This is a genomic window from Anaerospora hongkongensis (genome assembly GCF_004339805.1).
GTDB lineage: Bacteria > Bacillota > Negativicutes > Sporomusales > DSM-15969 > Anaerospora > Anaerospora hongkongensis.
The window spans coordinates 1-14747 of the sequence record NZ_SLUI01000007.1 but is presented as its reverse complement, the minus strand read 5'-3'; the positions used below and the strand labels follow the sequence as shown (position 1 = coordinate 14747).

Sequence of the window (14747 nt, the reverse complement as noted above, 5' to 3'; positions counted from 1 at the left end):
AATGCCCTGCAGTTCTTACGCTGAACTGCAGGGCATCATTTTTTAATCGTCAAGCTGCTTACTCATTTTCCCGGTTTTGTTCTCCCCATTGATACATTAGTTCCAATATAGGGATCAGCGTTTTCCCCTTTGCCGTCAGCCAATACTCCACCTTGGGAGGAATCTGATTGTATTGCTCCCGGTGAATAAGCTTGCTGCTTTCCAGTTCTTTTAACTGATGGCTTAGCGTTTTATGAGCAATTGGCTGCAGCCGCTCTTTTAGCTGATTATAGCGAATCACTTCCGCTTGGAATATTTCCCATAAGATAATCCATTTCCATTTGCCTTCCAAAATGGACAGCGTATAATACATAGAACATTTTCCGTATTCCTTTTCAAAGCTGTTCATAACCGTGCTCCTTTACTTACCTAAAGGTTAGTATATAACAAACATGTGCATACTTACTTGTTTTCCCATAACAATATATAATACTAACAGGTATACAAGGTCAAGTAGTAAAGGAGGATATTTTCATGAATGTTTTAGCCATTAACGGCAGCCCCAGGAAAAACTGGAATACGGCAACCTTATTGAACAATGCCCTGGAAGGAGCAGCTTCTACAGGTGCTGCCACTGAACTCATTCATCTCTATGACCTCAATTACAAAGGGTGTATCAGCTGTTTTGCCTGTAAATTAAAAGGAGGCAAAAGCTATGGCAAATGTGCGTTCCAGGATGAACTCTCGCCTGTTTTGGACAAAATTGCAGCCGCGGATGCGATTTTCTTGGGGTCGCCAATTTACTTTGGGAACGTCACCGGTGAAATGAGATCACTGATTGAGCGTATGGCCTTCCCCTATCTGGTCTATGATAAAAACTACTCTTCACTGCTTGAAAAGAAAAGACCGGTAGGCTTCATTTACACCATGAACATTACCGCTGAAATGGTCCCCGAATGGGGTTATGACAAAACACTTTCCGCGACGGAAACCGCTTTTAAACGGACTTTCGGTGCTACCGAATCCTTGTATGTAACGGATACCTATCAGTTCAGCGATTACGATAGATATGTCGTTACGGCATTTGATGCTGCCGCCAAGGCCAAGCGCCGCCAGGAAGTCTTTCCCGAGGACTGTAAAAAAGCGTTTGAGCTGGGCGTCAAATTTGCAACGAAAAGCATTGCTGAATTAACTCAGTAATAATCGCATCCCACAAGATAAAGCAACAGCACTGTCAATATGACGGTGCTGTTGCTTTGCCCTTATCTGCTAATTCTGCTGCCATTAAACAAAAGGCGCATCATCATCAGTACTTCCGAAGGATTCATCTGTTCTGTATAACCTAACCCCTTGAACTCCGCCCGAAAGCCGTCTTTTTCTTCCTCGGAAAAATCCGGCAGGCGTTTTATCTCCGTAACAACAGCCCGGATTTCCGCATTATCCATTAAAGCAATAATGCTTTGGCCTCTTTCCTGATCGATGCTCATAAGAAAAGCAGCCACTTTTTTTAGTGGTAGCAACATAACATCTCCTAACTATATTGTAGTACTTGTTTATAATGGCTTGTCCATAGCCATCATGAGAAAGCCACAGAAGGCCGCATTGTCTACCTGCAGGGAAACGTCGACCGACTGCTTCATTTGCAGAAGCTGCTCCCGGTACGCCTGATAAAATTCGAAAGTTGGCGTAGAATTGTATTTTAGTCCGGTTAATTCAAAGTGTGCGATAATGCCTTTTGTCGTGGTAGGTTTAATGAAAATCTCTTTATCAGGATGATAATACACAGAACAGACCGTTACAAGAGGCCATTTTGCCAGCTTGTACTCTTGGAGAAGGCCCGTGATCAATCGAAATCCAAAGGCTTGATCACCATGCAAGAATTCCTTCAGGCCATGCGCTAAATGTTCTTTCTCATTGGCATTCAGGCTCTTTATCACATCTCTAAATTTGGGCTTTTCAAAGATGGAAATTAGAGAAGACTGGCTGATTACTTTTTGCATAGACTCAACAATCTGTTCGGCACTTGCAAATTGTTCAGGTGAAAAGCAATCCTGTGCTAGTTTCTTCATCTTCTCAATCTTATGTTTCTTGGCGATTTGGAGGATTTCCTGATTAGCAAAACCACCGGGATACCGGATTAAGAATCTTTCCTCCGCTTCTTTGAGCCTTACTTGATTCACATGTATCGCTCCTATCAAACGTGCTCGCCTTTCCTCTTCTTAAACAATTACCCCCAATTGCTAAAAATCCTGCTGCCTCGCGCCGGACGAAAAATTCTTGACAACAACTTCTGCTCTGTTTATAATTTGAACATCTTCAAATTTAGAGGTGTTACAATGGCTAGAACTCCTCAAGATCCACAAATTAGAATTACAGAGATTTTAGATACTGCAGAACAGTTGTTTTCTGACAAAGGCTATCGTGGCACCACCATCAGCGATATTGCTAAAATGATGGGTACTGCCCAGGGGATGCTTTATTACTACTTCAAGTCAAAAGAAGACATATTGGAAGCACTGATTAATCGCCACGCTGCTTCCATTCTGTCTGAGGCAAAAGATATTGCCTATTCGGAAACGATTGCACCACCTCGCAAAATTGAATTAATGGTCTATACCGGGCTTCGAGGTGTCCAATACAAGGACGGCTTGTTTCTTGACTTATTACATGATGAACAGCAGCTGCATATCAAGTATCGCATATCCCGGCATTGCAATCTCTCGCTTACCCCCTGGCTGCTAAACGTTATTGCGGAAGGAATCGAAAAGGATTATTTCCATGTACCCCATCCGCAAACTGCGCTTGATTTCATCCTGCTAATGCTGGATTTTCTAATTGTTTCGCTACCTGAGAAAATGCCTGCAGAACTTTTGGCCCTGCGCTTAAAAATGGCCGGGACTCTCATCGAAAAAACGCTGGGAGCGCAAGAGGGAACCATCCAAATATCGATGTAATCACACATGTGTTGAGCTAAAAAACTCGCCTACCAACCACGAAACTGGCTGGGCGGTTTTTTTAACCCTATTATTTGAATGAATTCAATTAATTTATTCTAAGGAGGATTTACGAGTGCGCACTACGATTCAAGGCATACCCGTTATGGTGGACCTGCCACTATCATTAACGCAAATCAATACCATTGTGGCTGAAATCATCCAGGACTGGGCCTGGGAAGGCCGCAATCTGGAAAGAATCGAGTTAATCAGCGATGGACAATTACTACATATTTGTTCGTATGAAAAACCATCTGTTAAGCTCATTCCCCTGGAAGGTTAAAAATTTTACATAAATAAAGGAGAGAAACCATGCATCCATTACAAATTCTAAGTAAAGTACCAAAAAAGAAACTAACTTATGCTTTAGCCACAGCAATCATCGGGCTCAGTATCATTGGCGGTATTGCCTGGAAAGTCCACAACAAGCCTGCTGCCGCAATGCAGCAAGTCACCATAGTACGTACTGCTGTCATTGACACCACAAACAACACGCAGGGATATACGTATTCCGGCGATGTTCGTGGACGTTATGAAACCCAGCTGGCCTTCCAGGTCAACGGAAAAATTATTAAACGAAATGTCCAGTTAGGCAGCACCGTTCATCCCGGTGAGGTATTAATGCAAATTGATGCCAAAGATATTCAGCAAACTGTAAACAGCAATTCTGCCCAGATCTATTCAGCCCAGGCACAGCTTGAGCTGGCGGAAAGCAATTTAAACCGCTATCGTCAGCTCTATGAACAAGGTGCTGTGGGACGCATGGTTTACGATCAATACGTCACTGCTTATACCGTAGCAGCGGCTGGTGTGCAGCAAGCTTCGGCCCAATATGAACAAGGTACTAATCAACTGGATTATAGTCTGCTTACGGTCGACAAGCCAGGCATCGTATCCGGCATATCTGCTGAAATCGGCCAGGTAGTCACCGCAGGGCAAACCATTATTACCGTAGTGCAAGACGGCGAGCGGGAAATAGAGATCAGCGTTCCAGAGAATCGCATTGACGAGCTGCGCCAGGCACAAACCATCAAAGTGACCTTTTGGGCATTAGCTAATAAAATACTGGATGGTAAAGTAAGGGAAATTGCCCCAATGGCTGATTCGGCTACGCGCACCTTCAAAGTACGCATCAGCTTGCTGAACCCGCCGCCTGAAATAAAACTGGGTATGACTGCCGCCGTAAGCGTAGACAGCAATGTGCAGCAAGCTGTCTATATCCCACTGACTGCTGTTTACCAAGCCGGCAACACTCCGGCGGTCTGGGTAGTAACAGCTGATACACTTTCCTTACGTCCCATTCAAACAGGTAATTGGGGCAATGGAACCATTCAAGTGCTCAGCGGCCTGCAGCAAGGTGACCGTATCGTAACAGCGGGAGTACATAAGCTCAGCGAGGGACAAAAGGTAAAAGTCGGTGGTGAGTCATTGTGAGTAAGTTCAATTTAACCGAATGGTCAATGAATCATAAACAATTTATCTATTTCTTTATTGGGCTTTTCTTCCTAGCCGGCCTCGTCTCATATAACAAGCTAGGCCGCATGGAGGACCCGAATTTTACGATTAAACAGATGGTAGTCACGGTTGCCTGGCCAGGAGCCACTGCCCGTGAAATGGAAGAACAGGTCACTGACAAAGTCGAAAAAAAGCTGCAAGATTTACCGGGGCTTGATTATTTGAAGAGTTATTCCAGCCCGGGAGTTACGGTTATTTACGTCAATCTGAAAGATACGGTTCCTCAAAAAGATGTCCGTTCCAGCTGGCTGGAAGCCCGCAACATGGTCAATGACATGAAAAGTACGTTACCGGCTGGCGTTACCGAGCCCATGTTTAATGACCGTTTTGACGAAGTATACGGTGTGGTATATGCGCTCACCAGCGACGGTTATACATATGAAGAGATGCGCGAAAAAGCGGAAAAAATCCGCCGCATTTTGCTGAGTGTTCCCAGCGTCAAAAAAGTACAGCTATTAGGTGTACAAACAGAAAAGATTTACATTGAGATGGAAAACAACAAACTAGCCCAGCTGGGAATTGATCCTGCCTTAATCATCTCCACCCTCCAGACGCAAAATACCCTGAGTGCCTCCGGTATGCTGGAGACGGCTACTGATAATATTTATTTACGGGTTACCGGTATGTTTGGACAGGTGGAAGATATCCGGAACATTCCCCTTGAGGCTAACGGGCGCACCTTCCGCCTAGGTGATATTGCCGGAGTAACCAGGGCTTATGCCGAACCAACCGATCCTAAATTTTTTTATAACGGCCAGCCAGCCTTAGGTATTTCCCTTGCCATGGAGCCAGGCGGCAATATTCTTACCCTGGGCGAAGATTTAGAGCAAACAATTGCTCAAATAAACCAAGAATTGCCTGCCGGTTTGGAAATTCATCAGACTGTCAACCAGCCTAAGGTAGTAAAAACCTCAATTGATGAGTTTATCAAGTCCCTGGCAGAAGCAATTATCATTGTTTTACTTGTCAGTTTTGTCAGTCTGGGCGTACGCTCCGGTATTATTGTCGCCTTATGTATTCCCCTGGTCATTGCCGCAGTGTTCACCTTTATGCACATCATGGGCATTGAACTGCAGCGAATATCCCTCGGGGCGCTCATCATTGCCTTAGGGCTGCTGGTTGATGATGCTATTATTACCATTGAGACGATGATCGTTAAGATGGAGCAAGGCTGGGACCGCTTCAATGCGGCTTGCTTCGCCTACACATCAACAGCCTATCCCCGCTTAACTGGTGAATTGATTACCTGCGCAGGCTTTATCCCTGTCGGATTCTCCAAAGGCTCTGCCTCTGAATTCACTTCCACCATCTTCTCGGTTGTTGCCATTTCCCTGCTTACCTCCTGGATCGTGGCCAGCACAGCCACTCCTTTATTAGGGTATCTGTTCATTAAGATTAAACCGAAAACCGCAGATGCTCAGGAACATAATGTTCATGATACGAAGTTCTATCGCCTGTTTAAACAGGTTCTTATCTGGTGCCTGACTCATCGCAAAGCAGTCTTAAGTGCTACTATAGCTGCGTTTTTTGCGGCGATTGCCTTATTAGGTCTCGTCAAAAATGAGTTTTTCCCGGCCTCCACCCGTCCGGAGCTCATTGTCCAGCTGCACCTGCAGGAAGGAGCTTCGCTAAGAAACACGGAAGAAATCGCTAGCCAGGTTGCCCAAAAGCTGGATGGTAATCCTCAGATTGCTTACTACACGTATCACGTAGGTGAAGGTGCTCCCCGTTTTGTTTTAAGCTTTGAACCTACTTTCAACAAATCAAACTTTGCCGAATTCATCATTGTTGCCAAAGATGCCAAAGCACGGGACGACCTGCGTACAGAAGTGAATCAGCTCTTAAACAAAGAGTTTCCCAGTGTGCAGGTACACTCTAAGGTTATCCTCAATGGCCCGTCTTCCGACTATCCGGTTATGCTGCGGGTAAAGGGCTATGACATTGATAAAGTCCGTGAAATTGCCGAAAAAATGCGTACTATTATGGCTGCCCATCCTAGTGCCAAAAACGTCAATCTCAATTGGAATGAACAAAGCAAGGTTATGCATCTGGAAATTGATCAGGCTAAAGCCCGCCAGCTAGGTATCACCTCTCAAGGCCTGGCTACCGCTCTTCAAACCCAATTATCCGGTGCACCTATTGCCGAATTCCGGGAAAGCGATAAAACCGTCAGCTTGGTTCTTCGCTATGCCTCTCAGGACAGAAACGACCCTTCCCGTATAAAGGACCTTAATATTCATATCGGCAATGGTAAATATGTACCGCTTGACCAAATTGCCAAAATCAGTTTTGAAGCTGAAGACGGTTTAATTTACCGCCGTGACTTAAAACCGATGATTATTGTCCAGGCAGAACTGGTTCCCGGAGCAATGGGTGATGATGTTGCCGAGCAAGTCTATAACAGTCTCGCTGAGCTGCGGGCTAATCTGCCGCCAGGCTACAGTATTGAGTACGATGGCTCGAAAGCGGACAGTATGAAAGCAGTCAAATTCATTACTGAGCCTGTACCTTTGATGATTCTTACCATTATGATTCTGCTCATGATTCAGCTGCAGAATATCCCTAAAATGGTGCTGACCTTACTTACTGCACCGCTTGGCATCATTGGCGTAGCAATCGGCCTCTTCCTAACCAACAGTCCTATGGGCTTTGTTGTACAATTAGGGATATTGGCCTTAGCGGGGATTATTATGCGCAATACCATTATTTTGATGGATCAGATTGATCAGCTGCTTGCAGCTGGTGAATCGTTATGGGATGCGATCATTTCTGCCACAGTCATCCGCTGCCGCCCTATCCTGCTAACAGCAGCAGCAGCCATTCTGGCAATGATCCCCTTGATCTCCAGTACGTTCTGGGGGCCTATGGCTGTAGCCATTGCCGCAGGCTTATCCGGCGCTACCGTGCTTACACTGCTGGTTTTACCGGCTATGTATGCAGCCTGGTATAAAGCACAACCGCCTGCAACTGTAGAGGCTTCTGCTAAAGTCAATGTCAGCAGTACCATATGTTAATAACTACGACAAAAAAACTCCCGGCAAATCTTAGCGGATCTGCCGGGAGTTTTTTTCTTTTCATGACCTCCGTACATCACCAGGAGCATTTTACCAAATAGAAACATATTATGTAATAAACTATAAGGTTCCTACAGTTGCTCTGGCTAATGAATATTTTGATAAGGAGAATACTCATGCATGCTTATCAGGCCTTATCTGAACTAATGCATGGCAACCGGCGCTATGTGACAGAAAGATACGCCTATGGCGATACCGGCGCTGACAGAAGGCGGGAATTAACCAGAGGTCACTTCCCCTTTGCCGCCATTATGAGTTGTTCTGATTCACGGGTACCGCCGGAAATCATATTCGACCAAGGGCTGGGCGATATTTTTGTTGTAAGAACTGCCGGTCAAGTGGTAGACAGCATCGCTCTCGGCAGCCTTGAATACGCGGTTAAGTATCTCGGCGTGAGGCTTGTCGCGGTTCTGGGCCATCAGGATTGCGGGGCAGTCGAGGCAGCAGTCGCCGGTTATCCGCAGCCCGGCCAGATCCAGGAAGTTATTGACGCAATACAGCCTGCCGTAAGAGCGGCGAGAACCCAATGTGGCAATCTACTGACAAATGCCATTGTTAATAACGTCTATCTAAGCATTAACAGGCTCACAACCAGTCCGCTTTTGCAGCAAGCCATCTCAACAGGCCGGCTTAAAATCATTGGTGCCATGTATTGTATGAAAAGCGGGAAAGTGCTCTTTTTCTAAACCCAGGCATCTTTACTTGAAAGCGGTATGAGACGAACTGCGTCTCATACCGCTTTTTCAAAACTTTATAGAGAGATCGGGCATAATCCCACGATGCTGCCAACTACAACATAGATAATGAAGATGCCAATACCGCCAATTAATGCACTCTTTTTCTGCCATTCCCACATATCAACATCCGTCATCCGCAGCAGGACATAGATGAAAGGAACCAGCGGACTTAATAAGTGAAAAGCTTGACCGTATAAAGACGCAAATCCCAGCTGCATCGGGGTAAAGCCGTAATTGTAACCGGCCTTCGCCAGGACCGGCAGTACACCGTAGTAAAAAGCGTCATTACTTAAGAAAACAGTTCCCGCACAGGAAATCAGGCCGGTAAACAGACCCCAGTATTTGCCCAGGCTTGGCGGAATAACAGTTGCCATGCTTTTGGAAATGGCATCTGCCATTCCTGTACCGTTGAGTATCCCCATAAAAATACCGGCACTGATAATAACCAGACTGACCTGCAAAGCATCCGGCGCATTCGCTTCAATACGGGCGCGCTGATCTTTAATATTCGGATAGTTAACCAGCAGGGCAAGCGTTGTGCCAACGAGGAAAATAATAACCGATTTAATGGATCCTTCGATCAGCAGGGCAATCGCTGCTACCACGATCAGCAAATTGATCCAAACCATTTTAGGACGGCGAATATCTTGAATTTCAGGATCAGCAATTGTCAGCATTTCATTAAGCTGGGCCTCACTAAGCTCTGTAACGCCTAAGCGTTTTCTCTCACTGAGTCCCATGAATACGGCAACAATCAGGACATAAATCTCGGCAACAACCATTATCGGCACGAGACCGCGCAGTACTTCCGCTTCATTCAGGCCTAACGCCACAATTACCCTGGCCGTAGGTCCGCCCCAGGGCAGAAGATTCATAATCGAATGAGCAAGAATTGTCAGCACAGCCAGATCAAGCATTTTCATCTTGAGCTTTTTATAGATCGGCACTAGTGCTGAACAGACAATAATCATCGTCGAAGTCCCATCTCCATTAAAGGATACGCCTGCCGATAACAAAACAGTGGCAACCATTACTTTCAACGGATCGCCTTTGGCAAAACGGATCATGGAATTGGAAAGGGGATCAAACAATCCCGCATCAATCATCGTTGTAAAAAACAGTACGGCAAATAGCAGCATAATAGCAGTAACAGAAGTTGTTTTTAACCCATCGAGGGCAAACTTGCCAATATCAGCTGACCAGTATCCCATCGCGGCACCAGCCATGCCAAAAAGAATAGGAACAACCGCAAGGGCAACAAAGGGTGTCAGTTTCTTTTTCATAATGAGAACCATAAAGACGGCAATGAGTGTATAGGCGATTGCAGTTATCATCAGTACTTCCCCTCCCTACTTGTAATAATTAATCAAACATCCGGCAGTGATAATTTCTTTTTCATCACTGGTAAGTTCCCCCACCGACAGGCTGCATTCCTTAACCGGGCCATCATCAATCACATAGGCTGTGATTTGAGCTGCCCCTTCTGCTATGGCACTGCGTAAGTTTGGAATAAAAAGATAGCTGTCTTTGGTAAATACCGGTTCTCCCGGCACCAGAAAAGGAATCATTCCCCAGTTGATGAGATTGGAACGGTAACGTTTGGTTGCATATTCTTTGGCAAGATTAGCCCATGCTCCCAGCACGCGCTGACAGGAGGCAGCCTGCTCTCTGGCCGAACCATCACCTGGCTTGTTGGCAAAAATGGTACTGCCAATCCCTACCTGGTAGGGATCGATGGTTTCACAGCCCGTAATCGTTTTAATTTTAGCGTAAACGTCCTGTAACTCACTGGTCAGAAGCTCTGCATTCTGTTCTGTTCTCAGCTGTTCATAATGCTGAACCTCTTTGGCTTTTTTTACATAGCCGGGATCCTTCCGGCTTAAGGTAAATTCAGCCAACAGCAGCGGGTTAGAACGGAAAGAGGAGGTTTCGCCCGAAGGAATTAGTTCATCTGTAGTCGTAACCGGGTCCGTAATATAACTGACTACCTTCAATAAGAGATTCTCGGTCAGTTGGGGAATCACCGGCCAGTCCTTGATATTGGGGCCGAATTGCAGCTCAACCGCCGGTTCTGCTCGTCCTACACCGTTATAGACCCGTTTGTCGTAAATGCTTTTGCTAAAGGTATATACCGGTGTGTGGTACGTAACGTCCAGTTCAGTTGCAGCTGTAAGTCGGCCGCCGTTTTTCGCTGTTGCAGCAATCGAGCGGGCGTCCATCAATGCCACATACGAAATTTGGCCTTCATTTGGTTTGGAGCCTTCCCGGTTAGGGAAATTGCGGGTTGTATGCCGAATGGAAAATTCCTGATTAGCAGGCGTATCACCGGCACCAAAACAGGGACCACAGAAGGCTTCACGAATAATAACGCCTGCATCCATCAAGGAGGCAATGGTACCGTTTTTCACCAGTTCGCTATAAGCAGGCTGGCTGCCAGGGTATACACTCATGCTAAACGCGCCATTACCGGTGCTGTGACCTTCCAGAATGTTGGCAGCAGCAACGACATTGTCATAGGTTCCGCCCGAACAGCCGGCAACTATACCCTGATCCACATAAATCTCACCGTTGCGTACTTTGCTAGTAAGATCAAAGGTCAAATTGGGATTGTCAAACTGCTCACGCGCTTCTGTTTGTACTTTATGCATGATATCTATAGGATTGGCTTTCAATTCTTCAATCGTATAAATGTTGCTGGGGTGAAATGGCATAGCAATAGTAGGCTTAACAGCAGCAAGGTCTACATACACTAAGCCGTCATAATAAGCAATAGCACCTGGCTCTAGTGTGGCATAATCTTCCGGTCTGCCATGTATGGCGTAATACTCCTGCACCTTCTCGTCGGTACACCAGATCGAGCTCCAGCAGGTAGTCTCCGTTGTCATCACATCGATGCCATTGCGGTATTCGATGGGAAGATGCGCGACACCGTCACCAATGAATTCCATAACCTTATTTTTAACATAGCCATTGGCATAAACTTTGCCAATGATGCTGAGGGCAACGTCCTGCGGCCCTACGCCGGGCTGGGGCTTGCCTGTCAGATAAATGCCGATTACTTGCGGTGCAGCAACATCATAGGTTTTCTTCAGCAGCTGCTTGGCAAGCTCACCGCCGCCTTCGCCGACTCCCATGGTACCAAGAGCACCATAGCGGGTATGGCTGTCAGAGCCTAAAATCATCCGGCCGCATTTGGCCATCATTTCCCGGTTGTAGGAATGGATAACGGCTATATTGGTCGGTACATAAATGCCGCCGTATTTTTGCGCAGCTGACAGGGCAAACATGTGATCATCTTCATTAATCGTACCCCCGACAGCACACAAGCTGTTATGACAGTTCGTCAGCACATAGGGTACGGGAAATTCGGACATACCGCTGGCCCTGGCGGTTTGAATAATGCCAACATAGGTAATGTCATGCGATGTTAAGGTATCAAATTTTAATTTGAGGGTACTTTCCTCAGCCGAGGTATTATGGGAGTTAAGAATTGAATACGAAATGGTTCCTTTTCGTGCCTCGGCCTGCGTAATTTCTTTACCTGTTTTCTGTTTAATAATGGCAGCAGCATGCTGGTCAGCGCGGACAACCTCTCTGCCATTCAATACATACACTCCGGTGTCATATAAGTTGACCATTTTATCATCCTTTGCATGGTGGTATTGGTGCTATTTTTTCGGGTTTTAGAATATTCTTGTTATTCTCCGACTCTGATTATATAATAGGGGTATCCTATAAACAAATACTTAATCCTTAATAGCATGTATAGCTTTTTTCTATATTCCATAATGCAAAGGAGCTGCACCGAATGACAGAGCGTGAGCTATTATATTTTAAAACAGTAGCCGATGAAAAAAGCCTCTCCAAAGCTGCTCAAAAATTATTCTTATCGCAGCCTTCTTTAAGTGTCTGTATGCAAAAAATCGAATTAAATCTTGGTACAAAATTGTTTAAACGCACGAGTAACGGCCTGCTGCTGACATTCGCAGGCGAGCGGTATTATCAAATTGCAACAGATATCTTAAAGATCTACAGTGATTTCGAAATTGAAGTCAGCGACATTAATAATCTCAAGAAAGGCCGCATTATTATTGGCATTACCGTGTACCTGGCCACGCATATCCTGCCCGTTGTTTTACCAGCCTTTAGACGGCGTTGTCCCAATATTGAGGTAGTTATTATTGAAAAGAATTCCACCGAATTAGACCGGGCACTGGCCTCGGGCGAAATTGATTTTGCCATTATGCATACCTTGCCCTTTCAGGAACATACTCATCATTTGACTACGGATATTTATCCGTTATTTAAAGATCCCCTGGTGCTGGTAACCAAAAAAGATCATCCGCTGCGTTCGTATGCCGTACAGCAGCCTGAGAAGGAATTTCTCAAAACCGATCTTCTGTTGTGGGCAAACGAACCCTTTATTATGTTAAATCCCGAACAAAAAATCAGGCAGATTACCGACCTGATTTTAAATAAGGCCAATATCAGCCCCAATATTGCGTTAACGACAAAAAGCTACGAGACTGCCAGACGGCTCGCTTGCGAAGGTATTGGTGTAACGTTAGTTCCCCGCCAGTATCTCGCGATATTTCCAGGCAATTATTATCCTGACTACTATTTTATCGATGAGGAATATTCCCCTTATTGGACGATGTGCATAGCCGTGCAGAAAAATGCCTACATCTCTAAGGCTGCTCAGTTATTTATCCAGATGGTAAGCGAAAAGTTTGCCTCCTCACCGGCGGACTTGCCCGATTTTTTCAGCTTTCCCCAGGATAAATAAGCCTGTTTTAGTACAACTAGCCGCATTGCCAGATCAACTCCCCTGTAGTATAGTAAATTCATCCAAATATAGTTGAAGGAGTTGGTCATACAAATGCAACATACCCCTTCTCCCTATGCGGGTAATACGAAAACTCTTGCCCTGGTGCAAAGCTTCTTTATGCAGGTGTACGGCTGGATGACCTCCGGCCTCTTGGCAACAGGCATTCTCGCGTATTATACCGCGCATTCCCCGTGGCTGCTGAGTGTGATCTTTGGCAGTAAGCTGGTATTCTATGGTTTGCTGCTGGCCAATTTGGGGATCGTGTTCGTGTTGAGCCGTTCCATTCAGTCACTCAGTGCAACGGCAGCGAGCTTTTTATTCTTTGTCTATGCGTCTTTGAACGGACTCACCCTGGCATCCATCTTCCTGCTATACACTTATTCTTCCATTGCCAACGTCTTCTTTATTACTGCCGGTACCTTTGGTGCCATGTCAGCTTATGGTTATCTGACGAAAGCCGACTTAAGCAGATGGGGCAGTATTCTCTTCATGTCGGTAATCGGCCTTGTCATTGCAACGCTGGTCAATGTGTTTTTGCAAAGCTCTACGCTTATGTGGCTGCTCACCTATGCCGGCGTGCTGATCTTCGTCGCCTTGACCGCTTATGATACGCAGCGGCTGAAGGAAATGGCCTATAGTCTTGACGATGAAGAAATGGTAGGAAAATTTGCCGTGCTTGGTGCCCTGACTTTATATCTCGACTTTATTAATCTCTTTCTTTATTTACTGCGCATTTTTGGCAAGCGGCGTTAACAAAAAAACACTGGTACGCCAGTGTTTTTTCTTGCCCTGCAAATGGTATAGCCGCAGGATTTTCCTGTATACTAGACCTATATTCCCCGTTAAGCTGTTCGCATTTTTCAACCGCACTCTACGGTTCGTTTATTGAAAGCCCTGGCATTATCCTTTAAACTAAGCTTCGGAGGTGATAACAATGGATTGCGAGAAAACCGGTAAGTTAATCTTCAATTTGCGCAAAGAAAAAGCGATGACCCAGAAACAACTGGCCGATGTAATGAATATCAGCGATAAAGCGATCAGCAAATGGGAGCGCGGTCTCGGCTGTCCGGATGTATCACTGCTTCCGGAGCTGGCACAAGCCCTTGGCGTCAACATTGAGGATATCCTGTCAGGCAAAATCGAATTAAACGAAACTGTTGGAGGAAATATGAAGAAACTAAAATTCTTTGTCTGCCCGCAGTGTAATAATCTGCTGACAGCAACGGGCGATGCGAATATCTCCTGCTGCGGTAAAAAACTGGAACCATTAACTGCGGCCAAAGCCGATGAAAATCATATGTTGACTATCGAGCCCATGGAAGATGAATTGTTTATTTCCTCTTGCCATGAAATGCATAAAGAGCATTACCTGTCTTTCGCTGCTTATGTAACGGGGGACAGAGTCTCCCTGATCAAGCAGTATCCGGAATGGAATATGCAATTCCGCCTGCCGAAACAAGGTCATGGTAAACTCTATTTTCACTGTTCCAAACACGAGTTGTTTTATCAATTGATTTAAGCACAATAGTCACTAACCACCCGTAAAACGGGTGGCTTGATTAAGCCCTAAAAGGGCATGTTACTAGCTGAGTCTCAAGACTCACTGAAAAGGTTACCGACC

14 protein-coding genes are annotated in these 14747 nt (G+C 45.6%); 9 read left to right on the top strand and 5 right to left on the bottom strand.

What is annotated here, in order from left to right; genetic code table 11:
* Nucleotides 1-58 precede the first annotated feature (58 nt).
* Entirely contained in the window at nucleotides 59-388 is a 330-nt protein-coding gene (locus EV210_RS11190) for a winged helix-turn-helix transcriptional regulator (protein ID WP_132080142.1), read from the bottom strand.
* 125 nt (nucleotides 389-513) lie between these two features.
* On the opposite strand from EV210_RS11190, the gene EV210_RS11185 reads away from it, so the two are divergent.
* Nucleotides 514-1179: a flavodoxin family protein gene (locus EV210_RS11185; protein WP_132080139.1), complete on the top strand. Its 666-nt coding sequence runs from the start codon at nucleotides 514-516 to the stop codon at nucleotides 1177-1179.
* Between the two features lie 62 nt (nucleotides 1180-1241).
* On the opposite strand, the gene EV210_RS11180 is transcribed toward EV210_RS11185, so the two are convergent.
* On the bottom strand, nucleotides 1242-1502 hold the full coding sequence (locus tag EV210_RS11180) for a magnesium and cobalt transport protein CorA (protein WP_132080136.1): 261 nt from the start codon (nucleotides 1500-1502) through the stop codon (nucleotides 1242-1244).
* A gap of 30 nt (nucleotides 1503-1532) precedes the next feature.
* Nucleotides 1533-2159 carry a hypothetical protein gene (locus EV210_RS11175; RefSeq protein WP_132080133.1) on the bottom strand — a complete coding sequence of 209 codons (627 nt, stop codon included), beginning with the start codon at nucleotides 2157-2159 and terminating at the stop codon, nucleotides 1533-1535.
* Nucleotides 2160-2315: 156 nt separating this feature from the next.
* On the opposite strand from EV210_RS11175, the gene EV210_RS11170 reads away from it, so the two are divergent.
* The 5 genes from EV210_RS11170 (at nucleotide 2316) to EV210_RS11150 (ending at nucleotide 8247) form a co-directional block, all read left to right on the top strand.
* Nucleotides 2316-2933: a TetR/AcrR family transcriptional regulator gene (locus EV210_RS11170; protein ID WP_132080130.1), complete on the top strand. Its 618-nt coding sequence runs from the start codon at nucleotides 2316-2318 to the stop codon at nucleotides 2931-2933.
* A gap of 115 nt (nucleotides 2934-3048) precedes the next feature.
* Entirely contained in the window at nucleotides 3049-3255 is a 207-nt protein-coding gene (locus tag EV210_RS11165) for a hypothetical protein (protein WP_132080127.1), read from the top strand.
* 29 nt (nucleotides 3256-3284) lie between these two features.
* A complete protein-coding gene (locus tag EV210_RS11160; RefSeq protein WP_132080124.1) occupies nucleotides 3285-4406 on the top strand; it encodes an efflux RND transporter periplasmic adaptor subunit in 1122 nt (373 codons plus the stop codon).
* Nucleotides 4403-7501 carry an efflux RND transporter permease subunit gene (locus EV210_RS11155; RefSeq protein WP_132080121.1) on the top strand — a complete coding sequence of 1033 codons (3099 nt, stop codon included), beginning with the start codon at nucleotides 4403-4405 and terminating at the stop codon, nucleotides 7499-7501. Before EV210_RS11160 ends, EV210_RS11155 begins: the two co-directional genes overlap by 4 nt.
* 176 nt (nucleotides 7502-7677) lie before the next feature.
* Entirely contained in the window at nucleotides 7678-8247 is a 570-nt protein-coding gene (locus EV210_RS11150) for a carbonic anhydrase (protein WP_165898876.1), read from the top strand.
* Nucleotides 8248-8312: 65 nt separating this feature from the next.
* On the opposite strand, the gene EV210_RS11145 is transcribed toward EV210_RS11150, so the two are convergent.
* The gene (locus EV210_RS11145; protein WP_207900710.1) at nucleotides 8313-9632 is read right to left on the bottom strand and encodes a CitMHS family transporter; all 1320 of its coding nucleotides are present in this window, start codon (nucleotides 9630-9632) and stop codon (nucleotides 8313-8315) included.
* Nucleotides 9633-9647: 15 nt separating this feature from the next.
* Nucleotides 9648-11936 (bottom strand): hydratase, encoded by a 2289-nt coding sequence (locus EV210_RS11140; RefSeq protein ID WP_132080112.1) that lies wholly within the window; start codon nucleotides 11934-11936, stop codon nucleotides 9648-9650.
* 170 nt (nucleotides 11937-12106) lie between these two features.
* Here EV210_RS11140 and EV210_RS11135 point away from each other — a divergent pair, with 170 nt between their 5' ends.
* The 3 genes from EV210_RS11135 (at nucleotide 12107) to EV210_RS11125 (ending at nucleotide 14645) form a co-directional block, all read left to right on the top strand.
* Nucleotides 12107-13084 (top strand): LysR family transcriptional regulator, encoded by a 978-nt coding sequence (locus tag EV210_RS11135; protein WP_132080109.1) that lies wholly within the window; start codon nucleotides 12107-12109, stop codon nucleotides 13082-13084.
* A 93-nt stretch (nucleotides 13085-13177) separates the two neighbouring features.
* Nucleotides 13178-13879, top strand: coding sequence for a Bax inhibitor-1/YccA family protein (locus EV210_RS11130; RefSeq protein ID WP_132080106.1), 702 nt, complete (start codon nucleotides 13178-13180; stop codon nucleotides 13877-13879).
* A gap of 181 nt (nucleotides 13880-14060) precedes the next feature.
* Nucleotides 14061-14645, top strand: a complete 585-nt coding sequence (locus EV210_RS11125) for a helix-turn-helix domain-containing protein (protein ID WP_132080103.1) — start codon at nucleotides 14061-14063, stop codon at nucleotides 14643-14645.
* Nucleotides 14646-14747: the final 102 nt, after the last annotated feature.